The sequence below is a fragment of the Staphylococcus sp. EZ-P03 genome (assembly GCF_003344575.1).
Lineage (GTDB): Bacteria > Bacillota > Bacilli > Staphylococcales > Staphylococcaceae > Staphylococcus > Staphylococcus simulans_B.
This window is the reverse complement of sequence record NZ_QPMO01000006.1, coordinates 1-22157: the sequence shown is the minus strand read 5'-3', so window position 1 is coordinate 22157 and position 22157 is coordinate 1. Positions and strand designations below refer to the sequence as shown.

At 37.8% G+C, this 22157-nt stretch carries 19 protein-coding genes, 26 tRNA genes and 1 rRNA gene; 2 read left to right on the top strand and 44 right to left on the bottom strand.

Annotated features, from left to right (window positions below; genetic code table 11):
• Window positions 1-176: 176 nt before the first annotated feature.
• The 6 genes from DVJ99_RS02965 to DVJ99_RS02940 form a co-directional block, all read right to left on the bottom strand.
• Window positions 177-530, bottom strand: a complete 354-nt coding sequence (locus tag DVJ99_RS02965) for a YlbF/YmcA family competence regulator (protein WP_114603073.1) — start codon at window positions 528-530, stop codon at window positions 177-179.
• A gap of 129 nt (window positions 531-659) precedes the next feature.
• Window positions 660-1790: a DUF445 domain-containing protein gene (locus DVJ99_RS02960; RefSeq protein WP_114603072.1), complete on the bottom strand. Its 1131-nt coding sequence runs from the start codon at window positions 1788-1790 to the stop codon at window positions 660-662.
• Window positions 1791-1987: 197 nt separating this feature from the next.
• Window positions 1988-2452: an XRE family transcriptional regulator XdrA gene (gene xdrA / locus DVJ99_RS02955; protein ID WP_105992460.1), complete on the bottom strand. Its 465-nt coding sequence runs from the start codon at window positions 2450-2452 to the stop codon at window positions 1988-1990.
• Window positions 2453-2854: 402 nt separating this feature from the next.
• On the bottom strand, window positions 2855-4132 hold the full coding sequence (locus DVJ99_RS02950) for a dicarboxylate/amino acid:cation symporter (RefSeq protein ID WP_114603071.1): 1278 nt from the start codon (window positions 4130-4132) through the stop codon (window positions 2855-2857).
• A 148-nt stretch (window positions 4133-4280) separates the two neighbouring features.
• The gene (locus DVJ99_RS02945) at window positions 4281-4907 is read right to left on the bottom strand and encodes a response regulator (RefSeq protein WP_114603070.1); all 627 of its coding nucleotides are present in this window, start codon (window positions 4905-4907) and stop codon (window positions 4281-4283) included.
• On the bottom strand, window positions 4882-6036 hold the full coding sequence (locus DVJ99_RS02940; protein ID WP_114603069.1) for a GAF domain-containing sensor histidine kinase: 1155 nt from the start codon (window positions 6034-6036) through the stop codon (window positions 4882-4884). The genes DVJ99_RS02945 and DVJ99_RS02940 overlap by 26 nt, the downstream gene beginning before the upstream one ends.
• 135 nt (window positions 6037-6171) lie before the next feature.
• Between DVJ99_RS02940 and DVJ99_RS02935 the strand changes: the two genes are divergently transcribed.
• Window positions 6172-6999 (top strand): RluA family pseudouridine synthase, encoded by an 828-nt coding sequence (locus tag DVJ99_RS02935; protein ID WP_114603068.1) that lies wholly within the window; start codon window positions 6172-6174, stop codon window positions 6997-6999.
• Window positions 7000-7046: 47 nt separating this feature from the next.
• On the opposite strand, the gene fumC is transcribed toward DVJ99_RS02935, so the two are convergent.
• From fumC to DVJ99_RS02880, 11 genes are all read right to left on the bottom strand, one after another.
• Window positions 7047-8435: a class II fumarate hydratase gene (gene fumC / locus DVJ99_RS02930; RefSeq protein ID WP_114603067.1), complete on the bottom strand. Its 1389-nt coding sequence runs from the start codon at window positions 8433-8435 to the stop codon at window positions 7047-7049.
• Window positions 8436-8611: 176 nt separating this feature from the next.
• Complete coding sequence (locus DVJ99_RS02925; protein WP_114603066.1) at window positions 8612-9019, bottom strand: hypothetical protein; 408 nt, start codon at window positions 9017-9019, stop codon at window positions 8612-8614.
• Between the two features lie 131 nt (window positions 9020-9150).
• Window positions 9151-9750, bottom strand: coding sequence for a 6-phosphogluconolactonase (locus DVJ99_RS02920; RefSeq protein ID WP_114603065.1), 600 nt, complete (start codon window positions 9748-9750; stop codon window positions 9151-9153).
• Between the two features lie 154 nt (window positions 9751-9904).
• The gene (gene trmL / locus DVJ99_RS02915; RefSeq protein WP_114603064.1) at window positions 9905-10375 is read right to left on the bottom strand and encodes a tRNA (uridine(34)/cytosine(34)/5-carboxymethylaminomethyluridine(34)-2'-O)-methyltransferase TrmL; all 471 of its coding nucleotides are present in this window, start codon (window positions 10373-10375) and stop codon (window positions 9905-9907) included.
• Between the two features lie 6 nt (window positions 10376-10381).
• On the bottom strand, window positions 10382-11506 hold the full coding sequence (gene queG / locus DVJ99_RS02910; protein ID WP_114603115.1) for a tRNA epoxyqueuosine(34) reductase QueG: 1125 nt from the start codon (window positions 11504-11506) through the stop codon (window positions 10382-10384).
• Window positions 11507-11621: 115 nt separating this feature from the next.
• Entirely contained in the window at window positions 11622-12377 is a 756-nt protein-coding gene (gene argB, locus DVJ99_RS02905) for an acetylglutamate kinase (protein WP_114603063.1), read from the bottom strand.
• 9 nt (window positions 12378-12386) lie between these two features.
• Window positions 12387-13610 carry a bifunctional glutamate N-acetyltransferase/amino-acid acetyltransferase ArgJ gene (gene argJ / locus DVJ99_RS02900; RefSeq protein ID WP_114603062.1) on the bottom strand — a complete coding sequence of 408 codons (1224 nt, stop codon included), beginning with the start codon at window positions 13608-13610 and terminating at the stop codon, window positions 12387-12389.
• Between the two features lie 15 nt (window positions 13611-13625).
• Window positions 13626-14654 (bottom strand): N-acetyl-gamma-glutamyl-phosphate reductase, encoded by a 1029-nt coding sequence (gene argC / locus DVJ99_RS02895; protein WP_114603061.1) that lies wholly within the window; start codon window positions 14652-14654, stop codon window positions 13626-13628.
• A 21-nt stretch (window positions 14655-14675) separates the two neighbouring features.
• The gene (locus tag DVJ99_RS02890) at window positions 14676-15398 is read right to left on the bottom strand and encodes an amino acid ABC transporter ATP-binding protein (RefSeq protein ID WP_114603060.1); all 723 of its coding nucleotides are present in this window, start codon (window positions 15396-15398) and stop codon (window positions 14676-14678) included.
• Entirely contained in the window at window positions 15391-16866 is a 1476-nt protein-coding gene (locus DVJ99_RS02885) for an ABC transporter substrate-binding protein/permease (protein ID WP_114603059.1), read from the bottom strand. Before DVJ99_RS02885 ends, DVJ99_RS02890 begins: the two co-directional genes overlap by 8 nt.
• Window positions 16867-17025: 159 nt before the next feature.
• On the bottom strand, window positions 17026-18084 hold the full coding sequence (locus DVJ99_RS02880; RefSeq protein ID WP_114603058.1) for a PTS sugar transporter subunit IIC: 1059 nt from the start codon (window positions 18082-18084) through the stop codon (window positions 17026-17028).
• Window positions 18085-18564: 480 nt separating this feature from the next.
• Here DVJ99_RS02880 and DVJ99_RS02875 point away from each other — a divergent pair, with 480 nt between their 5' ends.
• Entirely contained in the window at window positions 18565-19341 is a 777-nt protein-coding gene (locus DVJ99_RS02875) for a DUF1828 domain-containing protein (protein ID WP_114603057.1), read from the top strand.
• 424 nt (window positions 19342-19765) lie between these two features.
• Here DVJ99_RS02875 and DVJ99_RS02870 read toward each other — a convergent pair.
• The 27 genes from DVJ99_RS02870 to rrf all read right to left on the bottom strand — a co-directional run.
• Window positions 19766-19850: transfer RNA gene (locus DVJ99_RS02870), tRNA-Leu, on the bottom strand.
• Between the two features lie 5 nt (window positions 19851-19855).
• Window positions 19856-19930: transfer RNA gene (locus DVJ99_RS13090), tRNA-Gly, on the bottom strand.
• 14 nt (window positions 19931-19944) lie between these two features.
• A tRNA-Gly gene (locus tag DVJ99_RS02865) sits at window positions 19945-20019 on the bottom strand.
• Between the two features lie 12 nt (window positions 20020-20031).
• A tRNA-Gly gene (locus DVJ99_RS13085) sits at window positions 20032-20106 on the bottom strand.
• Window positions 20107-20119: 13 nt separating this feature from the next.
• Window positions 20120-20194, bottom strand: a tRNA-Gly gene (locus DVJ99_RS13080).
• An 11-nt stretch (window positions 20195-20205) separates the two neighbouring features.
• Window positions 20206-20280, bottom strand: a tRNA-Cys gene (locus DVJ99_RS02860).
• A gap of 9 nt (window positions 20281-20289) precedes the next feature.
• Window positions 20290-20361 (bottom strand) — tRNA-Gln (locus DVJ99_RS02855).
• Between the two features lie 12 nt (window positions 20362-20373).
• A tRNA-His gene (locus tag DVJ99_RS02850) sits at window positions 20374-20446 on the bottom strand.
• Window positions 20447-20448: 2 nt separating this feature from the next.
• Window positions 20449-20522, bottom strand: a tRNA-Trp gene (locus tag DVJ99_RS02845).
• Between the two features lie 12 nt (window positions 20523-20534).
• Window positions 20535-20618 (bottom strand) — tRNA-Tyr (locus DVJ99_RS02840).
• A gap of 5 nt (window positions 20619-20623) precedes the next feature.
• Window positions 20624-20699: transfer RNA gene (locus DVJ99_RS02835), tRNA-Thr, on the bottom strand.
• A gap of 5 nt (window positions 20700-20704) precedes the next feature.
• Window positions 20705-20777 (bottom strand) — tRNA-Phe (locus tag DVJ99_RS02830).
• A gap of 17 nt (window positions 20778-20794) precedes the next feature.
• Window positions 20795-20870, bottom strand: a tRNA-Asp gene (locus DVJ99_RS02825).
• A 12-nt stretch (window positions 20871-20882) separates the two neighbouring features.
• Window positions 20883-20956 (bottom strand) — tRNA-Met (locus tag DVJ99_RS02820).
• An 18-nt stretch (window positions 20957-20974) separates the two neighbouring features.
• Window positions 20975-21067, bottom strand: a tRNA-Ser gene (locus DVJ99_RS02815).
• Between the two features lie 11 nt (window positions 21068-21078).
• Window positions 21079-21152 (bottom strand) — tRNA-Ile (locus DVJ99_RS02810).
• A gap of 27 nt (window positions 21153-21179) precedes the next feature.
• A tRNA-Met gene (locus tag DVJ99_RS02805) sits at window positions 21180-21253 on the bottom strand.
• A 33-nt stretch (window positions 21254-21286) separates the two neighbouring features.
• Window positions 21287-21362, bottom strand: a tRNA-Ala gene (locus DVJ99_RS02800).
• Between the two features lie 19 nt (window positions 21363-21381).
• A tRNA-Pro gene (locus tag DVJ99_RS02795) sits at window positions 21382-21455 on the bottom strand.
• A gap of 11 nt (window positions 21456-21466) precedes the next feature.
• Window positions 21467-21540: transfer RNA gene (locus DVJ99_RS02790), tRNA-Arg, on the bottom strand.
• Between the two features lie 10 nt (window positions 21541-21550).
• A tRNA-Leu gene (locus DVJ99_RS02785) sits at window positions 21551-21639 on the bottom strand.
• 7 nt (window positions 21640-21646) lie between these two features.
• Window positions 21647-21721, bottom strand: a tRNA-Gly gene (locus tag DVJ99_RS02780).
• A 5-nt stretch (window positions 21722-21726) separates the two neighbouring features.
• Window positions 21727-21808: transfer RNA gene (locus tag DVJ99_RS02775), tRNA-Leu, on the bottom strand.
• 7 nt (window positions 21809-21815) lie between these two features.
• Window positions 21816-21891 (bottom strand) — tRNA-Lys (locus tag DVJ99_RS02770).
• A gap of 5 nt (window positions 21892-21896) precedes the next feature.
• Window positions 21897-21972: transfer RNA gene (locus DVJ99_RS02765), tRNA-Thr, on the bottom strand.
• Between the two features lie 8 nt (window positions 21973-21980).
• A tRNA-Val gene (locus DVJ99_RS02760) sits at window positions 21981-22056 on the bottom strand.
• A gap of 13 nt (window positions 22057-22069) precedes the next feature.
• A 5S ribosomal RNA gene (gene rrf / locus DVJ99_RS02755) occupies window positions 22070-22157 on the bottom strand; the annotation flags it as partial.

Genomic DNA, 22157 nt, shown 5'->3' with positions numbered 1-22157 from the left:
AAGCTCCTTTTCAATATATCATCCATATTTTCAATTACTTATGTAAAATTCAATGTTTTCGCAACCAAAGTATCATCTTATTTTACCATACTACGCGTTAACGGTCTAAAGAACTTAGGTTCAAAAAGACATAAAAAAACTGTCGGAAACTACTCCGACAGTGAGAAATTTAAACCTTATTTTTCGTCTTCAGCGTAAACTTCATCTAAAGGTTTTACGATGATTTGGTTGATTTCTTGGAATACTTGGCTCATTTGTTGTTCAGCAGACATAAGCTCAGCAATGTTTTCGTCTTTTTCAATTGCTTGTGCTTGCTCTTGAGCTTTTTTCAAGTCATCTTCTTCGATTTGTTCACCTTGCATTTGCATTTGTTGGAATTTCAATTGTGTTTCACGGAACTCATCGAATAACTTTTTAGATTCTTCGTTGGCTTTAACTTTATCGTAAGCATCTTTAATTGCTTGATACTCTTTGCTTTCTCTTAAAGCCTCTTCTAATTTGTGTGCTTGTTCTTGTAAATCTACTGCCATTTCAAATTCACTCCTATTAGTTATTTTACTACGTCGTCAATAAACATAACATAAATGTTTAACACTGTCGAAACATTTAATCATCACTGCTATTAACTGCCCTTTAATACATTCCCAGACATTGCTGTTTTAAACAAATAAAGCGATAATTCCTTGGAAACAGCCGATAATACCGCCAAGAATGAAACCAAGCAGCATAATCAGATTCAATTCTTTGTTGGCAATATCAATGATTAAACGTTCAATATAATCCAAATCGAATGAATTGATTTGTTCTTCAACAATACCGCTGAGATTCACTTGCTTCATAATGGATGAGATATGCTCAGCTGCTTTATTGACGATTAAATCTGTCATATAGCCAGCTGCATGCTGCTCTGCATAAGCCACAAGTCCAGGCGCAAGTTCTTTTAATGGTTGATTAACTTTAGTCGGTATATCGATATAAGCCATGATAATCGGTGTTGCTTTATCTTTAATGTTATTGAATTGTGCAGGCGACAACACATGATCAAGCGGCTTTTCTTTTAAAGTCTGATATTCGTTTCGAATCAGCTGTGCTGCTATTTTACGTGCTTTCGGATGATTGGTTAAACGGATTAATTCCATTTGGATACGTTCAGCAATACTTTCTTTCGTCATAAACATTTGAAGCAAGCCGACAATTTTGCCTTTTTCTGCAAAAAACGTATCGAGCATATTGTATATATCTTCTTCCCCTTTTGAAGAGGATAAATAAATACGAGCACGGTCGCATAATAACGGTGTTAAGGCTTCAACTTTTTCATCAATTTCTTGTTCTAATGATTCAGGTAATAATTGGTGAATTTCTTGTTGGCCATTTTCTTGATAATATTGGGTTAACTTTTCATCAATCACACGCTGTACTTTAGTTTGTGCTGCTTGTTCTAAGTCAATATCTAAAGACTGTGCAAAATTCTGCAATGTTGCCTTGTCATTGCTTAACTTATGCATTTGCTGCCCTATAAAGCTTTCTATTGCTGTTCTGGCACTCGTTGAACTGATTTTTTCTTTGATTAAATCTTCTGTAATCAGGTGTTCTTCAATCACACGTCCGATTTTATTTGCGATTTCTTCTCTGCGCTTAGGTACTAAACCTGGCGTGAAAGGAATTCTCCACTTGCCTATATGATAGGCTTTTTGCGGGTGGAATAACATTTTGATAGCGATGATATTCGTGACCCCGCCTATAATTGCACCGATAGCAATCATAAATAATATGACTAAAAATGCGTGCATAATTTTATCTCCTTTTACTGACACTCGTATTAATAATACTACAATAGATTGGAATCCATTCACAATTGAGAGGTTTCGCCAAATAAAAAAAGATTGATGACCAGAGCCACCAATCTTTTAAGTATCATGATTCAAATCGTTAAAAAGTGTATCAATCTCTGCAAAAGATTCTGTTATCACTCTTTATCAGTTATGAATTAAGCATGCACTAATTCATCTTTAGAGATTCTTCCGAAGTATGTTTCGGCTTCTCTTAATTTAGAAGTTCCAAAAATAGGTTGTTTATCCTTATTTAATACGCGGTAGATTTCACTGACTTTGTTGCTTTGTAAAATAAATCCGTTTTTAGCATCCAATGTATTCCAATAAATGTCGCTTGTTGTTGAATGTTTAGGATATGCACAATGATTTCTGGAAATCGTTTGAACGATTTCTAATGGATCACATCCGAATGTGCTGTTTAAGACATCTGAGTCTCTGAATAAAGCACAAATTGAAACACATGTTGTCCAGTTAGGTAAGACGCGCTCTTTCTCAATTTGAACAAGGGTTTTTTTAGATAAGCCTATCGTTTGAGCCATTGTATCTTGAGTATAGCCTGCTTCTATTCTCACCATTTTGAACTTTGTTTGAATTAAATCTGTAAAACTTTGTCTATCCATCATTACTCTACCTTTCTATTATGTGATTCTTCCGTACGCAAGAAATTGCAATTATACACATTTCTTGAAACACAAATTACATCTTAATACAAAATAACAAAAATTAAAAGACCGAAATCGTATTTATAACGTATTTTGTTAAAGCCGAAATTATCAAAATAATCAAACACTTTTCCGCTTATATTTTCACCGGTATCCCTATGAAATAGAGTATCTCGGTCATTTTGATTAGGATTTTTAGCTCTTACTCTATTATGGCGAAATTTTGCGATTTTTCAAGTCATTTTTGCTTTTTAAGTTAATATTACCTTAAATTAGAAATATTTATTTCAGTTGTATAAAGTGTATTTAAGTCAAAAAAAGATTGAGATGAATTTGTTTCATCCCAATCCAAAATAAAAACTATACACGCTTTAATTCTTTTCTATCTTCTTGCTTTGAAATCATAAAGGCACATGCAGCATCCCCTGTAATATTGACAGCGGTACGCGTCATATCGAGCAGTCTGTCGATACCGATGATGATGCCGATTGCGGCTGGATTTAAATCTACTGCTGTTAACACCATAGCTAACATAATTAAACCTACACCTGGCACACCTGCAGTTCCGATACTTGCAATGACTGCAATCGTAATTACTGTCAAGATTTGAATAATGGTCAAGTCAGCCCCAGATATTTGTGCGATGAATACAGTTGCTACCCCTTGCATAATCGCTGTACCATCCATGTTGATGGTTGCCCCCAACGGCTGCACAAATGAAGCAATCGCTGGTCTGACCCCCATTTTCTTCGTACATTCCATTGAAACCGGCAAAGCCGCATTAGAACTTGAACCGCCGAAACCGATTGTAATAGCCGGAATAAATCCTTTGAAGAATTTAATCGGACTATCTTTAGCTATGAATTTGATAGTACCGCCGTAGATTAAGAAGAAGTGTAAAATCAACGCAGCAAGCACAACGATAAAGTACAATCCAAGCTGACGGATTGCGCCTAAGCCTGCACCTGTAAAAGCATGTGCGACTAAACAAAATGTTCCAATCGGCGCAAATACACGCATAATCATAGAGATTATATACATCAGCACCTCATTGAATTGTTCAAAGAACTGCCGAACAATGAGTGCTTTTTCTCCCATAATCATAATTCCGATTCCGATAAATATTGAAAACGTAATGACTTGCAGCATGTTGCCTTGTGTCATGGCTTCAACTGGATTTTTCGGAAACAGATTAATCAATGTTTGATCAAATGTTTGTTTTGCAGGTGCATCTGCACCTTCGTTTTGTTTATCTAATGTCTTTTGATACGATGATACATCTGCACTTTTCATTAAATCAGAATGTCCTGCACCTGGTTTAACAATCAATGCCAATACAATTGCAATAGTAATCGCTATTGCCGTTGTACATAAAAAGAAAATCAAAGTCTTCAAGCCGATGCCTCCGAGTAATTTCGGATCCCCTACACCGACAACGCCAAGCACAATTGAAACAAAGACCACTGGAACAACGAGCATAAAGATCAAGTTCAAGAAAATTTGACCGACGGTATTAAAGAAATACTGGTCTACCCCATTAACTAAACTTGTTTGCGCATAAATATCGCAAATCGATCCAATGATAATCCCTGCAATTAAAGCAATGACAATATTCATTGTTAAGTTTTTGCTTTTCATTGGCTCCATCCCCCTTTTATTTAGTTATATATATTATAGTCAGATTTTTCAGAAATAGTAAATATATATCTTACTTATATTTTTACATGACAAAGAAAACGTGCAGAAAAAGGTTTTGATTTCGCCTTTTCTGCACGTTTTTAATAAATTAAATTAATTTGTTTTCCATCGCATAAATTGCTGCTTGGGTTCTATCTGTGACTTGTAATTTAGAAAAAATATGGCTCACATGTGTTTTGATCGTTTTCTCCGATACAAATAAAGCTTCTGCTATTTCTCGGTTGGTTTTGCCTTTTGCCATTTCTTTTAGTACGTCTTTTTCTCTATTTGACAGTTTGTTAATATGATGAGGTTTTCTAGCTACATCATCCATTACTTTTTGAACCTCTGGGTGAATGATTCTTTCACCTTGCAGTACCTTATGTATGGAATCAATCAAGGCCTCTGGTTCTACATCTTTCATTTCATAACCGTCAGCACCTTTATTGAGCGCTGAAATGACATGTTCGTCATCCGCATAGCTTGTCAGTACTAGAATCTTAATATCCGGATAATGTGCTTTTAACATTTCGGTTACTTCAATGCCGTTCATTTCCGGCATAACCAAATCGAGCAGAACAATATCTGGATAGGTATCTGTATTTTGCAAGCTGTCGATAAATTCTTTTCCGTTCGCAAATGACCCTTGAACTGTTAAATCATCAATTGTTGAAATTAAAAATTCAAGGCCTTGCCGAACAATGTAATGATCATCTATCAAAACTACTTGGTTCATGATTTATCTCCTTCTTTGCCGACGTTAAAGGTACATTCAAACGAATTGTCGTTCCTTGATTTAACTTAGAATTAATATCAATACTTCCCTGTATTTGTTTGATACGCTGGCGCATATTATGAATACCATGAGAAGTCTGGTTGACCCATTCTGGATTGAAACCCACACCATGATCTGAAATAACTACTTCAAATTGTTTATCTTTTTGGTGCAGTAAGATATAAGCTTGGCTGGTTTGTGCATGTTTTTTAACATTATTCATGGTTTCTTGCAAGATGCGATAAATATGTTCTTCCACTGTGCTGGATAAATCAATCAAACCTTCTACTTCAATATCCGGCTGAATACCAATCAGTTTGCAGTATTGTTTTAATGCACTGACTAAACCGTGTTCTAAGCCTATCGGTTTTAATTGCCATATCAAAGCCCGCATTTCATTAACTGCTTGCTGGCTTGTTGTTTCAATCGTTTCAAAGGCTTTCTTTGCTACAGGCTCCTTAGTCATACCATAAGCCGCATGTGCCGTTAATTTTAAAGAGAACAGCATTTGATTGACTGAATCATGCAAATCACGTGCCAAACGGTTGCGCTCATTTAAACGTGCTGCTTCTTTCTCTTTATTCGTCAGTTCGATTCTCTTAATAGTCGAACCGATTTGAAATGCTACTGATTCGAGCAACTCTAAATCTTCTTCTGAGTATTTCTCGGTATAAGGCGAAGCTACGTTTAACAACCCGAAACGTTCACTGCCTGATCGCAGCGGGACTGTCGCATGATGTGTAATCCCTTCTGATTCGTCAAGATACGCTTGATTGGCTGCACTGATTCTGGAACAATGGATAATATTTGAAGCCTTCATCAGTTTTTCGCTATGGTAAGCTTGTACGCACCAGCAAGTGCCTTCATTCATACCTTGGCATTCATTTTTCATCAAAGAAGGCGGCAAATGATAGTCCGCTGCCATTTCTTGCTGCCCATCTTCGTTGATAAAGAAAATCCAGCCGGTAGTAAAAGCACTGCCTTCCACTAATAGCCGTAAAGCACCATGCATCATCGTATAGATTTCTGTTTCTTCATTCAGATATTCAGCGATTTCCTTTAATAAAGCAAGGCGTGTCGGTTTAACCAAAAAGCGTCACCTCTCAATGTCAATTTATCTATATTATACCGATTCAGCTATCTTAACGATAGCATTCTACTTCAAGTCTCGACGCATTACTAACAGAATATGTTATGATATTAAGTAATAATCGAGGAGGACATTATGGAATTTAAAGTACCTGAACAATACAATGGCTATACATTGCGTGAAATTTTTCAAGATGTGAAATTACCTAAAAAAGAACTGCATCAATTAAATATGTCAAAAGCCATTACGATTAATGGCAAGGAAGCTAAATTAACAGATAAAGCTGCACAAGGCGATCAAGTCTTTGTGCCTACGCCTGACGAAGTCAGCAACTATTTGCCGAGTTACCGTTATGCGGATGTTTATTATGAAGATGAGGATATTGCGATTATCAAGAAGCCTAAAGGCGTAAAAACGCATCCGAATGATTTAAAAGAAAGCAACACACTGATGAACCATGTCATATACACGATTGACAGTGATTATGTCGAACCGATTCATCGTCTAGACCAAGAAACTGTCGGCTTGTTGATTGTGGCGAAAAACCCATTGATGAAAAAGCTGCTTGACCGTATGTTAGAAGACAATCAGATTGCACGTATTTATAAAGCAGTAGTTAAAAGCCAACTGCCGTTAAAACCGCAAACGATCGATCAACCTATCGGTAAAGACAAGTTTCATCCGAACCGCAGAAGAGTCTCGCCAACAGGTCAACATGCTGTTACGCACATTTTAGATGCACGCATGCTTAAAGAAAACGAATGTGAACTAGATATTAAGCTGGATACAGGACGTACACATCAAATCCGTGTACATTTAGCCGCAATCGGTCATCCAGTTCTTGGAGACCCTTTATACGGCGATTCTAAACTAAGAAAATTGCGCTTGCACAGTCATAAAATTGAATTTACACATCCGCTGACAAAACAATTGATTTCTGTTTCATTGGATGACAAGAAATAAAAGGAGAAGGCATTGCGCCCTCTCCTTTTATTTCTTGATTATCTATTTTATTCTTTTGGTTCTACCATGTTTTCAGGTTTAATCCATTCATCAAATTGCTCTTCAGTCAGATAACCTGAATCAATTGCTGATTGTTTTAAAGTAATGCCTTGTTTATGTGCATTTTTCGCAATTGAAGCTGCTTTTTCGTAACCGATATGCGGGTTCAATGCAGTCACAAGCATCAATGAACGATTTAAATATTGATCGATGTTTTCTTCAATCGGTTCAATGCCTTGTGCACAGTTTTCATCAAATGTTCTCATACCGTCTGCTAATAGGTAAATAGATTGTAATGTATTGTCCATAATCACTGGTTTGAAGACATTTAATTCAAAGTTTCCTTGTGATGCGGCAATACCTACAACTGTATCGTTACCCATAACTTGAACTGACACCATCGTCAACATTTCACATTGTGTCGGGTTCACTTTACCAGGCATGATTGAAGAACCTGGTTCGTTTTCAGGAATGCTGATTTCAGCTAAACCTGCACGCGGACCTGAAGCTAACCAGCGGATATCGTTCGCAATTTTCATCAAGTCAGCTGCTAAAGCTTTTAATGAACCGTGTAATTGAACCACTTCATCATGTGCTGTCAACGCATGGAATTTATTTTCTGATGATACGAATGGATAGCCTGTATTTTCTTTAATGTTTGCTGCTACCATATCGCCGAATTTAGGATGCGCGTTGATACCTGTACCAACTGCAGTACCGCCGATTGCTAAGCTTAATAAATGCGCTTTTGATTCCCCTAATAATTGTTCGCATTTATCGAGCATATAGCGCCATCCGCTGATTTCTTGTCCTAAACGAATCGGTGTAGCATCTTGCAAGTGTGTACGGCCGATTTTAATAATGTCATGGAAGTCTTTTTCTTTCTTTTCAAATGTATCGCGCAATTGTTTCAACGCAGGTTCCAAGTTTGATTCGATTTCATGGTATAAAGCGACATGCATTGCTGTTGGGAATGTATCGTTTGAACTTTGTGATTTGTTGACATCGTCATTTGGATGTACTGTATCTTCGCTGCCGTGTTTTTTCAAGTAATCATTCGCCACATAGCTGACAACTTCGTTGACGTTCATGTTGCTTTGCGTACCGCTTCCTGTTTGCCATACTACTAATGGGAAATGTTCATCTAATTCCCCTTTAATCACACGATCGCATGCAAAGACAATTGCATCTTTTTTATCTTCGCTTAATTTGCCTAGTTCAAAGTTTGCTAATGCTGCTGCACGTTTTAATTGTGCAAAGCCATACACAACTTCAATCGGCATACGTTCTTTACCGACTGGGAAATTACGTTTACTTCTTTCAGTTTGTGCACCCCAGAACTTATCTCCAGGTACTTCGATTTCTCCAAAAGTATCATGCTCAATTCTTACTGACATTTGACTTGTCTCCCCTTTTTGAATGGTATTTATCACAAGTATAGCATTAAACCTTTTTAAATTAAATCGCTATATAGTTAACGCTTTCATTAATGTTTCCAACTTCTCTGATAATGTATTATGTAACAAAAAAGAGCCTAGTCAAAACTAAGCTCGATTGAATATACGTATTTGATTTATTGTTTTGCCGCAAAGTAGTGTTTAACTGCTTGTATTACTGCAACAGCTGTAAGGATATAAAGGATAATACTGATGACTAATAGAATTGGACTCAGTGTGATTAAAGTGCCTAAAAAGCCCGTTAAACTCGCATAGAATGCACCTAGAGGTTTAAACAAAATAAAAGTTACCGCAATACAGCAGATGACACTGATAATAACACCCTTTTGATTGCTTTTGATAAATAACTGCGGATCTCTTTGACTGACTAACCCTTCTGAAAGATTCATTTGCAGTTTTACTACTCTGAAAAGTACTGGCAGATATAATGCGCCTAGTGCAATTGGAAATCCTTTTATAGACAGCAAACTGACAATGAACGTAATGATCATTAATAATTTCCAATGTTTATGTAAGTTTTGCATGGTAATGTTCCTTTCTGATATTACTCGCTCATAAAAATAATAAATGAATTGATTTAAGAATACAAACAAAAATCCGAGTTATATCGAAATCCTTCAACATAACTCGGATACTTCTGCTTTATTTGATTTCCTTAAGCAAAACGCTCAGTGAAATAATGACGTACATCTTCTGGCAAGCCTTCAGCTGCTGCTTCATCTAAAATTACATTGACCATACGGTGTGCTTTTAAGTCAGATGGCACGTAGCTTGAGTTACCATTTTCTTCGTATAATTTTTTCACTAATTCCGCTTTTTCCGGTCCAGTCACGACTAAAATCACTTCACGTGCAGGCATTACTCCGGATTTCACTGCAATATCTAAGCTGCCTTTATCGTTGATTGTTAAAACTTGCAATGTGAATTTTGCTTTATTTTCTTTTGATTTGATATTTTCTTCGATAAAGTCTACGACACCATCATTGTATGATAAGCTGTAAACTTGTGTGCTAGGCACACCTAATGTTTCGTAGTATGATTTATTTTCATCATAATCTAAAATGTTGATTTGACTGAAATCCACTGGATTTCTCAACACATTTTGTTTTAAGTCTTCTAAAACAGGTGCATTATCATCTGCTAGATGCACACCCATGATTGTTGTTGGATTATTATTAAATGTCTTTCTGATAATATCCGCAGAATAACGTGCTGCTTTATCTGCAGTTGGAAAAACCTTAAAGTTCATTGCCATAATGTACACTCCTCTAATTATTCTCAGTTCGTATATAGCGTTATTTGCTACATTATTTACCCTCTCTATCATAGCAATAAACGCATTTGTATACAGTGAATTCAACTCTATTATACCTTTTGTGTATCGATTTTTCACTCAATCTAAAAATTTACTAATGCAAATTCGGATAGTTTTGCTGTCTTAGCGCTTCATATACTAAAATTGCAGCCGTGTTGGATAAGTTTAAAGAACGGATATGGTCGTTCATTGGTATTCTTAAAGCTGTGTCCGCATATTTTTCTTTCACCCAGTCCGGCAATCCAGTCGTTTCTCGCCCAAATACAAAGTAATGATCTTCATCTGAATCTGAATAGTCAAAATCAGTAAAGGTTGTTTGACCGAACTTAGTAATTAAGTAATAGTGTCCATTTGTTTGTTCGAAGAATGCTTCGATACTGTCATAATACGTAATATTGACATGTACCCAGTAATCTAATCCTGCCCGCTTCAGCATTTTATCATCTGTGCTGAAACCTAAAGGCTTAATCAGATGCAAATGGGTATCTGTTCCTGCACATGTTCTCGCAATATTGCCGGTATTGGCTGGTATTTGGGGTTGGTATAAAACGACATGGTTCGTCATGATAAGTTAATTCCTCTTTTCTAATCCTTTTAACATTTCTTCTTGAACTTCTTTTTCTTCGTCATCAAAGTTAGTTTCGATAAAGGTGCGTTCGTCTTCGCCTGCAATTTGACCGATAGCCCAGTACGCTGTCCCTCTGATCATAGGTCTCGGGTCATTAAGTGCGACTTCTTTCAGCTCTGGAATCGCTGATGTCTCATTAAAGTGTGCAAGTGCGACAATGGCATTGCGTTGAATCGGCTTCTTGCCTCTCCATGCTCCAGCTAAATGACCATAAGTATTTTTAAACTCTTTATTGCTCATCTGAAGCAATGGAATCAATCTCGGTTTAAGTATTTCTGGTTCTAATACAATATCATCGTGTTCAGTATTAATACCTCTGTTTTTCGGACATACTTGTTGGCATGTATCACAGCCATAAAGGCGGTTGCCGATTTTATAACGGTATTCATCCGGCAGATAACCTTTAGTTTGTGTTAAAAATGAAATACATTTTTGGCTGTTTAATTGACCGTCTCCTACTAAAGCGCCTGTAGGACATCTATCTACACATATTGTACAATCACCGCAGCTGTCCAGCAGCGGATCATCAGGTTCAAACGGAATACTGACCAGCATTTCTCCTAAATATGTCCATGTACCTAAATCTGGATTGATAACGAAGCCGTTTCTGCCTGTAAAACCAAGTCCAGCACGTTCTGCGACTGCACGATCTGACAATACGCCTGTATCTACCATCGATAACATTTCTACATCAGGTACTTTTTCCTTAATGAATGCACCGAGCTGATCTAAACGTTTACGCATAATTGTATGATAATCTTGACCCCATGAAGCTCTTGCGAACATACCTCTGCGGTCGCCGCGTACACTTTTCGGTGCGCCTTTTAATTTATTTGGATAACCCACTGCTATCGCTATAATGGATCTTGCTGTCGGCATCGATAACTTAGGGTTGACTCTTAATTCAATATTAGGTTCTTCAAAACCAGATGCATAACCTTTGGCATGATAGTCTACTAACTTTTGTTTCAGCTCATCAAAGGGATCTGCAGTCGTAAAACCGATACTGTCGATACCGATTTGATGCGCATAATCTATTATTTCTCTCTTTAATTGTTTATTATCCACCATAATGCCTCCATATTAATGGTCCATTCTGTATTTTAACACAAATTGTACAGTGAAATTGAAGAAATTCTTCAAAAATAAAAGCCGATGCAGATGCACCAGCTTTTAATCATATTTATTTTTGAATGGTTGTTCCTATGGAGTGTCCTTTAAAATAGTCTGCGATAATATGCGGTTCGTATCCTGGTACAATCATAACTTTCGGGCACCCTTCATCCAATGCTTCAGAAGCATCTTTAAGTTTAGGAATCATACCGCCGTATACAATATTAGATTGAATTAATGTATCCAGATTCTCTTGTTGAATGGTTGGTAGCACTTCCCCATTATCCAACACACCCGGAATATCGCTTAATATGACTAAAGGCGCTTTCAAAGCAGATGCAACTTTATAAGCAAGTGTATCCGCATTTACATTATAAAATTGATTATGATAACGCCCGACAGATGCCATGATCGGTATATAAGCGCTGCATAACTGTTTTAATGCTTCAGTATTAACTGAGTCAGGCACTGCCACATATCCTAATGCTTTGTTGAAGGGATGGCATTTAAACAATGGAAAGTAAGCACCGTTAATCCCGATGAACTGCTGGGATGAGGTATTGGCTTGTTCCACTAAATCCACATTGACTTTGCACAATAACGTATTCACTAATATTTTGAGTGTAGCTAAATCTGTTTTGCGAATACCGTTTTCAAATTCTGATGCTATGCCTTGTTCTTTTAATGCTTTATTAATCATCGGACCGCCGCCATGAATAATAAGTGGGAAGTAACCTTTCTTTTTACTCTCCGCAATTTCTTCAAAAACGGATAATGACATTTTCTCGATGATGCTGCCTCCGATTTTAAATACGATGTATTTCATAAGATGACCTCACGTTCTATAAGATGCATTGATACGTACATAATCATAGGATAAGTCGCAGCCGAATGCTTCTTGTTCATATTTGCCTTTGCCGATAGTCGCAGTAATGTCTATTATAGAATTGCCCATTTGTGCTTTTAATTCAGAATCATTAAAGTCTGCAGGCAATCCATTATTAACGACTAATGTACCGCATAACCAAATATTGACTTCATTAGGACGTACATTCGGATAGAAGTTTCCGATTGCTGAAGATAAGCGTCCGACATTAGTATCTTCACCGAATAATGCTGTTTTCACCAGATTTGAAGAGATAATACCTTTAGCGGTTTGACCCGCAATCGTTTTAGTCGGTGCACCGTTTACTTTTACTTTAACGAGTTTAGTTGCACCCTCTCCATCTTTCGCGATAGCGATTGCTAAATGTTTCGCAACTTTCAAAAATGCTGCTTTAAATTGATTCCAACCTGGATGCTCTGGTGTTAAGGGATTTGTTGATACTTTCCCATTAGCGAGTACCAGCACCATATCATTAGTACTCGTATCGCCATCCACGGTAATCATATTGAATGTGTCATCTACAACTTCCTTCAATAATCCCTGCAAATGCTTGCTGTCAATGACCGCATCTGTAGTTATAAACCCTAACATAGTAGCCATATTAGGATGAATCATACCTGAACCTTTGGCTGTACCGCCAATCGTGACAATTTGATGATCAATTTCTACTTCAACAGCTATGTGTTTTGCAGTTGTATCTGTTGTTAATATGGCCTCGTTAAAGTATTGACTATTTTGATAAGCCGCTTCCTTTATTTTTGAACACCCGTAATAAATTGCATCCATCGGCAACAACGTTCCGATGACACCTGTAGAAGCAATGGCTACTTCATTCACAGGTACTTCTAGTTCTTGAGCAGCTTTACTGCGCATGGCTAATGCATCACGATAGCCTTTTGGACCTGTACAAGCATTTGCTACTCCAGAATTCACTACAATTGCACGTAATGTCTGATGTATTTTGACTGTCTGTTCTGTCACTTTCAATGGTGCTGCTTTAAATGGATTGACTGTATAGACACCTGCTGCGTTGGCAGGCACCTCGCTGACAATCCAGCCGAAATCACGTTTTTTCTTTTTTAATCCTGCATGCATGCCGCCTGAACTAAAACCTTTTGGAGATGCCGCATCTCCAGCTTCAATCACTTTATATGCGTGTTGTGTTGTATTCATAGTTGTCACCTTCTTTTATGGATATACGGGTGTTTGATTTAATCCTGTTTGTTCATTCAATCCGAATAGCCGATTCATATTTTGTATTGCTTGTCCGCTGGCACCCTTTACGAGATTATCAATGACGCTGATAATGATACCTGTCTGACTAGTTTCATCAACATAAAGTCCGATATCGCAAAAGTTGCTGCCTGAGACTTCTTTAGTTGCTGGAAAATTATTACTTGATCTGATTCTGATAAAAGGTTTGCTGTCATATTCATCTTGATATAGTTTTCTGATTGCTTCTTCTGTCACAGGGCGTTTAAACGATACATAACATGTTGCTAATATACCTCTTGTCATCGGTACAAGATGCGGTGTAAATCTGACTTTAACCTCATGACCTGCAAGCTGGCTTAGAAATTGATTAATCTCTGGCGTATGCTTATGTTTGCCTATCGCATAGGCTTGAAAATTTTCATTCAGCTCTGGAAAGTGTGTCTGCTGTTTGATAGTTCTCCCTGCCCCTGAAACGCCTGTTTTCGCATCGATAATAATCTGTTCCTCATCAATAACACCTGCTTTGATAAGGGGTGATAATGCTAATAATGAAGCTGTTGGAAAACATCCAGGATTAGCAATTAATTGCACATCTTGATAATTATCCTGCTGTTCAGCTAAACCATATACTGCTTGTTTCAGCCATTTTTGTGCTAATGGATATTCTCCATAATATTGACGGTATATCTCTGGATCTTGCAAACGGAAATCACCGGATAAATCTATTACTTTAATACCTTTGTTTAACAAGTCAGGCACAAACTTTTTGCACACGTTTGACGGTGTCGCAAAAAATATCGCATCGCATTCCACTTCAGCAATATCTAACTCAGTAAACATAATATCTTTATGATACAGATGAGAAAAAGTGCCTTTTATCGATTCGTTTTGTTTTGAATGTGAAAATACATATTTGATGTGGACGACAGGATGATGTTGAAGTAATCTGATTAATTCAATTGCACCATATCCGCTTCCGCCTACTATTCCAACTTCAATCATTTCTGCCATCCCCTTACTTAATTACAATACACATTTCAAAAATTGCTGTGTTCTTTCATGTTGCGGATTGCCGAAAATTTGCGAAGGTGCACCAGCTTCTGCTACTACACCGTCTGCCATAAACACGACTTTATCGCTGACGTCTTTCGCAAAGTTCATTTCATGTGTAACCACAACCATGGTCATTCCTTCTTTTGCCAAATCTTTCATAACTTGCAATACATCGCCTACTACTTCCGGATCGAGTGCTGAAGTCGGTTCATCAAACAACAGTACATCTGGATGCATTGCTAAAGCACGCGCAATGGCAACCCTTTGTTTTTGTCCGCCTGATAATTGAGAAGGATAACTGTCTCCTTTTTCCGCAAGACCTACCTTGCTTAAAAGCTCTTGTGCTTCTTGTTTCAACTCTTGTGAATCTGTATGTTTAAGCAATTTAGGTGCTAACATAATATTCTCTAACACAGTTTTATGCGGAAACAGGTTGAAGTTTTGAAATACCATTCCCATTTTCTGTCTTAATTCATTTACATGAACACCTTTATCAAGAATGTTTGTACCTTCAAAAATGATTTGACCGCCGTCTGGTTTTTCTAATAAATTAATACAACGTAATAATGTACTTTTGCCTCCGCCTGAAGGACCGATAATCGCAACCACTTCGCCTGCTTTAACTTCTAGTTCAATATCTTTTAATACCTCGTTTTCACCGAAGTTCTTCTTTAAATGTTTAATATTAATCACTGACTTTCATTCTCCCTTCCAAGATGTTCATCACTCTAGATAATGTGAACGTTAAGATGAAGTATAAAATTGCTGCGACAAGCAATGGTGTAAATGGATCGAAGGATGCACCTTGCACAACTTGCGCGTTAAACATAATTTCGCTGACACCAATTACAGATACAATTGAAGATTCTTTAATCACTGTCACAAACTCATTACCTAAAGCCGGCAGAATGTTTTTGACTGCTTGCGGCAAGATAATATTTTTCATCGTCTGACCATAGCTTAAGCCTAAACTTCTGGCTGCTTCAGTTTGTCCTTTATCCACTGCATTAATACCAGCTCTGATGATTTCTGCGATATAAGCTGCACAGTTGATAACCATCGCTATCATACCGCAAATCAATGCTGAAATATCCCAACCGAGTACCGCTGTTGTACCAAAGAATACTAAGAATACTTGTACCAATAACGGTGTTCCTCTGATAAATTCGATATAGACTGAAGCTAACCATTTTAATGGTTTTATAGAACTTAATTTCATCAATGCGAACAATGCCCCGAATAAAGCACCTAAGACTACACCGACAATTGAGATTAGAATTGTGTTTTTAATACCGGTAATAAAGAATGAGCTGTATTTTGTGAAAAAGTTGCCGTCTTCTTCCATAGATTGTGCTGCTTTTTCCTTGTATTGTTCCATCAAGCCTTGATCTTTCATATCTTTGATTGATTTATTCAATTGTGCTAAAAAGACCGGTGAATTTTTAGGCAATGCAATACAAGTGTCTTTGTCTGGTTCATGGAACTTCACATTCGCAAATCCTAATTCTGGATTTTGTTGTAAATAAGCTTCTGCGACTGGTTTTTCAATAATGATGCCGTCTACTTTCCCGCTTTTTAAAGAAAGAATCGTTTCAGGCAAACGTGTCATAGCATGTACATCTGCATTACTGATTTCTGTTTTGGCTAATTGTTCTTGTGTAGTTTGTTTTTGAGCTCCGATTCTTTTATTATCAAAGTCTCTTAAAGATTTATATTTATCTAAATCTGTTTTTTTCACGACCATTGATTGTCCTGATTTTAAGTATGAATCAGAAAAGTCGACTTCTTTTTTACGTTCAGGTGTAGGTGTCATACCAGAAATAATCATATCGATTTTTCCTGTTTTCAAAGCCCCTAATAAACTGTCGAATGACATGTTTTCAATCTTTAATTTCAAATGATTATCTTTAGCGATTTTCTTCGCTAGTTCGATATCAATACCCGCAAATTCACGTTTTCCGCTTTTAGTTGTTTCGAATTCTAATGGGGCATAATCTGCAGATAACCCGACTCTTAATTCTCCTCTTTTCTTAATTTTTTCCCATGTTTGATCTTGTTCTTCAGCACCCGCTTTTGCTGAGAAGATTGGGAAAATCAATCCGCATAATAATACGGTACAAATGATAACCTTAATTATATTCGTTGCTTTCTTTTGTATCATAGTGGTGTCCTCCTTAACTCATGGAATTATTATACGTTTATATGTATCTATATGCAATACTTATTTTTAAATTTTCTGATAATTAAGCGGAGTAAACGTTTTCATTTACTTAAAATAAAAAAGCCTTGCCCCAAATGAATGGAACAAGACTCTGAAATATTACTGTTTCGGTATTTCAAATTTATAAATATCGTCATGATAGCCCGGCAAAATGCGCTTGCAGACTTGATGGATAATAAATCCTGCGACAAACGGAATGATAAAGTAGCCGAAGACAAGGAGAATAATATTTGTAAAAGCATCCCCTTCCATTCGGTTAAAGGCATTGATCGGTCCGACCAGACCAGTATAACCGAAGCCGGCTGACATCGGTGTACCTTGTACATTGATAAAGTAAGCGACTAACCCCGCTACAATACCGTTTAATGCTAAAGGTACTGCAATGATAAGATGCTTGAAATATACAGGAATCATCATTTTCGCTGCACCGATAATCAACACTATATTTACACCTGCTTTATTGACTCTGAGCGAGCCCCAAATAAAGGTTACACATGCAGCAACGATACCTAAGTTAGCTGCACCGCTGCCTAATCCTGATAATGAAATCGCAGTTGCGATAGCCACTACTGAAATCGGTGTAACCATTAACAGTGAATATGCCATTGCAATTAAGATACTCATCAGTAATGGATTCAGCTCTGTAAATGAATGAATCACAGCGCCTAATGCTTTTGTAATACCTGAGACATAAGGTAATGTCGTCAAACCAATAAAACCAGCAACTACTGGTATCACAACAGGCAAAATAATCATTTCAAGAGAACCTAAGCGACCACTTAATAACAAAATTAATAGACATGCAATAATTACGACAATAATCACATTAATAATGTCGCCGATTCCTTTTAATGCTAAACCTTTAGGTGTAAACTGCAATGCACCTGAACCAATCATTGCGGCAGTACCGATCATTGCAGCTGAAGGTCCGCTGAATTTAAATTGATGTGCTGCAAGTACACCAATAATAAAAGCCATAAATGACTGTATAGCAATTACAATTTGAAAAATTAATTCTAAATACTGATTGCCCTCTTTAAAAACTTTAAGAATTTCACCCAATAATGCATTAGGCAATAATGCTACAACAACACCTGCTCCTACCGCATTCAGGATGTTGCTTAAAAATACTTTAATATTTAATTCTGACTTTGCCATAAGCTACTTGTATATCCTCCGTTCACTAAGTAATGCCTTTATTCTATTACAAAACATTCAAAGCAACAATACGCAGAATGAAACATAAGTAACAATTGGTTACAAAGCAACTTCTCATTTGTATACTAATTTTGTATAATTAATTTTATATCTAACATCAAAGGAAGTGACATCATGGATAGTAATAAAGATTTAGCCAAAAACAATGGTAATTATTAGACAAAAGAACATGGCATATAAAAATACAAAGTGCATATAGGGTAATTCATTACCCTTGCGTTATTTGTATTTGTAATATGTATGCAAAGCTTAATTTATATGTAGAATCTTATAGCGATTGGATAAATGAACAAATAGAAAAAGCAGGATTAAGAAATTAATAAAACCATTCAGGTTCCCTATCTTTTCATCAGCTTTAAAAAGTTATATAAAGGAGGCTGAAAGATGGAAAAGGAATTAAAGGAAATGGAGTGAAAAATAATGGATACTACCGAACAAAAGATGAATGAGTATTTTAACTGGTTAAAACAAAGCTATAAATATGGTGAGTTAGATAGTTCTGTAGAAATTACCACTCCGTTCAGAAATCATATAAACGATTATATAAGAATATATGTTGATTTCTTACCTGATGACTCAATCATATTATCAGATGATGGTTTAACTTTAAACGAACTAGAGATGTCTAATATAAACACAAACACCAAAGCTAGAAATAGAATAATCCAAAGCATATTAAATCAATTTAATTTAACTTTAAAAAAAGGCGAAATTATTGCTCATGTTAAAAATGAAGGTTTTGCTCAGTCTAAACATAATTTAATACAAGGTATACTAAAAATTTATGACCTTACTATAACATCTAGAAACAATGTTTCCTCTCTATTCTATGAAGATGTATTTAACTTCTTGTATGAAGAAGAGATCGGAGGAACTGCTGAAGTGTCAGTAGCTGGTGAATCAGGTATAAAGTATTCTATCGATTACATTTTGCCAGGGACAAAATCTAAACCAGAAAAACTTATTAATTTCGCTAACAACTTAGACTTTAATAAAGTGACAAATGATGTTTATATGTATAGAGATGTAAAAACAAATAGACCTTCTAGAAATAATTTATTACCAAGAATGCTTGTTATAGCTAATGATATAGATCACCCTGTTAATGATAAAGCTCGCCAAGCTGCAGAACATGAAAATCTTTCGATTTTATATTGGTCAGACAAAGAAAAAATTATTTCATCTTTAACAACTTAATTAATATTTTAAGAGTGAAGATTTGTCCGCTTATTATTTGTCCCTCTCCTTTTGTAGTGGCAGGATTATTTAAAAAATTAATATTGATTGTAATTCTTCGAATAATATCACATAGACAACCTTACGATTTATGAGTCTGGTTGTCCTTTCATTCTCATTTCTAAATCAACTAATACCAACGTCAAAAGTTTTTTTATATTAAAGCTTCTATATCCACATTAAAGCCACTTAATCTATTTTATCTTATTATTAATGCTTTCGATTTAGGCACAATAAATTCTAAAGACAATTGTACTTTTGGTGTATCAAGAAGGCAGAGAGTTTTACCTTCCCACAATAAAAGATGAAGAACCAAAAAAAGAGTAAAACCATTGATTATCTCAATAGTTTTACTCTTAAAACTTTTATGAAGTTTGTAAGCTGATACCGGTGGCCGGGATCGAACCGGCACTCCATTGACTGGAACGGGATTTTGAGTCCCGCGCGTCTGCCAATTCCGCCACACCGGCATAATTGGAGCGGAAGATAGGATTTACACCCATATCTCATTCCGGGAAGGAATGTGTTCTAAGAGTTGAACTACTCCCGCATGAATAAAATATATGGAGCGGAAGATAGGATTTGCACCTATACCTCGTTCCGGGAAGGAACGTGTTCTAAGAGTTGAACTACTCCCGCGTAAATTAAAAATGGAGCGGAAAATAGGATTTACACCTATACCTCGTTCCGGGAAGGAACGTGTTCTAAGAGTTGAACTATTCCCGCATAAAATAAAATATGGAGCGGAAGATAGGATTTACACCTATATCTCATTCCGGGAAGGAATGTGTTCTAAGAGTTGAACTACTCCCGCATAATAATTCATGGAGGCGGCAACCGGATTTGAACCGGTGAATAAAGGTTTTGCAGACCTTGGCCTTACCACTTGGCTATGCCGCCAAAAGCAAACTGGGCTAACTGGATTCGAACCAGTGAGTGACGGAGTCAAAGTCCGTTGCCTTACCGCTTGGCTATAGCCCATTAATAATAAAGGGCGACTGATGGGAATCGAACCCACGAATGTCGGAACCACAATCCGATGTGTTAACCACTTCACCACAGTCGCCATGGCAGGGGCAGTAGGAATCGAACCCACATCAAAGGTTTTGGAGACCTCTATTCTACCGTTGAACTATGCCCCTATTTAAAATAGATGGTGGAGGGGGGCAGATTCGAACTGCCGAACCCGAAGGAGCGGATTTACAGTCCGCCGCGTTTAGCCACTTCGCTACCCCTCCTGAGATGGTGCCGGCCAGAGGACTTGAACCCCCAACCTACTGATTACAAGTCAGTTGCTCTACCAGTTGAGCTAGGCCGGCAAAAATGGTTCAGGACAGAGTCGAACTGCCGACACATGGAGCTTCAATCCATTGCTCTACCAACTGAGCTACTGAACCATAATTAAATTAATGAATGGCGGTCCCGACGGGAATCGAACCCGCGATCTCCTGCGTGACAGGCAGGCGTGTTAACCGCTACACTACGGGACCAACATAATAAAATTGCGGGAGGCGGATTTGAACCACCGACCTTCGGGTTATGAGCCCGACGAGCTACCGAACTGCTCCATCCCGCGATAATGTTATTTTATAAATGGCGGAGGAAGAGGGATTCGAACCCCCGCGAGCCGTTAAGCCCCTGTCGGTTTTCAAGACCGATCCCTTCAGCCAGACTTGGGTATTCCTCCAAAAAATTATATGGACCTTGCAGGACTCGAACCTGCGACCGAACGGTTATGAGCCGTTAGCTCTAACCAACTGAGCTAAAGGTCCTAAATAATTTTACAACCTAATAATTAGTGGCGGTGGAGGGGATCGAACCCCCGACCTCACGGGTATGAACCGTACGCTCTAGCCAGCTGAGCTACACCGCCATTGTAAAGTTTGTTATGTTGTAATGAAATATATGGTGGAGACTAGCGGGATCGAACCGCTGACCTCCTGCGTGCAAAGCAGGCGCTCTCCCAGCTGAGCTAAGCCCCCATATTAATTTCTAAGGTTATCGGGAAGACAGGATTCGAACCTACGACCCCTTGGTCCCAAACCAAGTGCTCTACCAAGCTGAGCTACTTCCCGCAGAAATAAAGCGCGCCCGATAGGAGTCGAACCCATAACCTCTTGATCCGTAGTCAAACGCTCTATCCAGTTGAGCTACGGGCGCATTATTTAATTGGTGCCGAGGACCGGAATCGAACCGGTACGATAATCACTTATCGCAGGATTTTAAGTCCTGTGCGTCTGCCAGTTCCGCCACCCCGGCAAAAAAATGGAGCAGAAGACGGGATTCGAACCCGCGACCCCAACCTTGGCAAGGTTGTATTCTACCGCTGAACTACTTCTGCTTATATGCGGGTGAAGGGAGTCGAACCCCCACGCCGTAAGGCGCTAGATCCTAAGTCTAGTGCGTCTGCCAATTCCGCCACACCCGCGTTTAAATGGTGAGCCATAGAGGATTCGAACCTCTGACCCTCTGATTAAAAGTCAGATGCTCTACCAACTGAGCTAATGGCTCTGAGATGGTGCCGGCCAGAGGACTTGAACCCCCAACCTACTGATTACAAGTCAGTTGCTCTACCAGTTGAGCTAGGCCGGCTATTTAAATGGTGGAGAATGACGGGTTCGAACCGCCGACCCTCTGCTTGTAAGGCAGATGCTCTCCCAGCTGAGCTAATTCTCCATTTTAATACATTGCCTGGCAACGTCCTACTCTTGCGGAACGTAAGTCCGACTACCATCGGCGCTAAAGAGCTTAACTTCTGTGTTCGGCATGGGAACAGG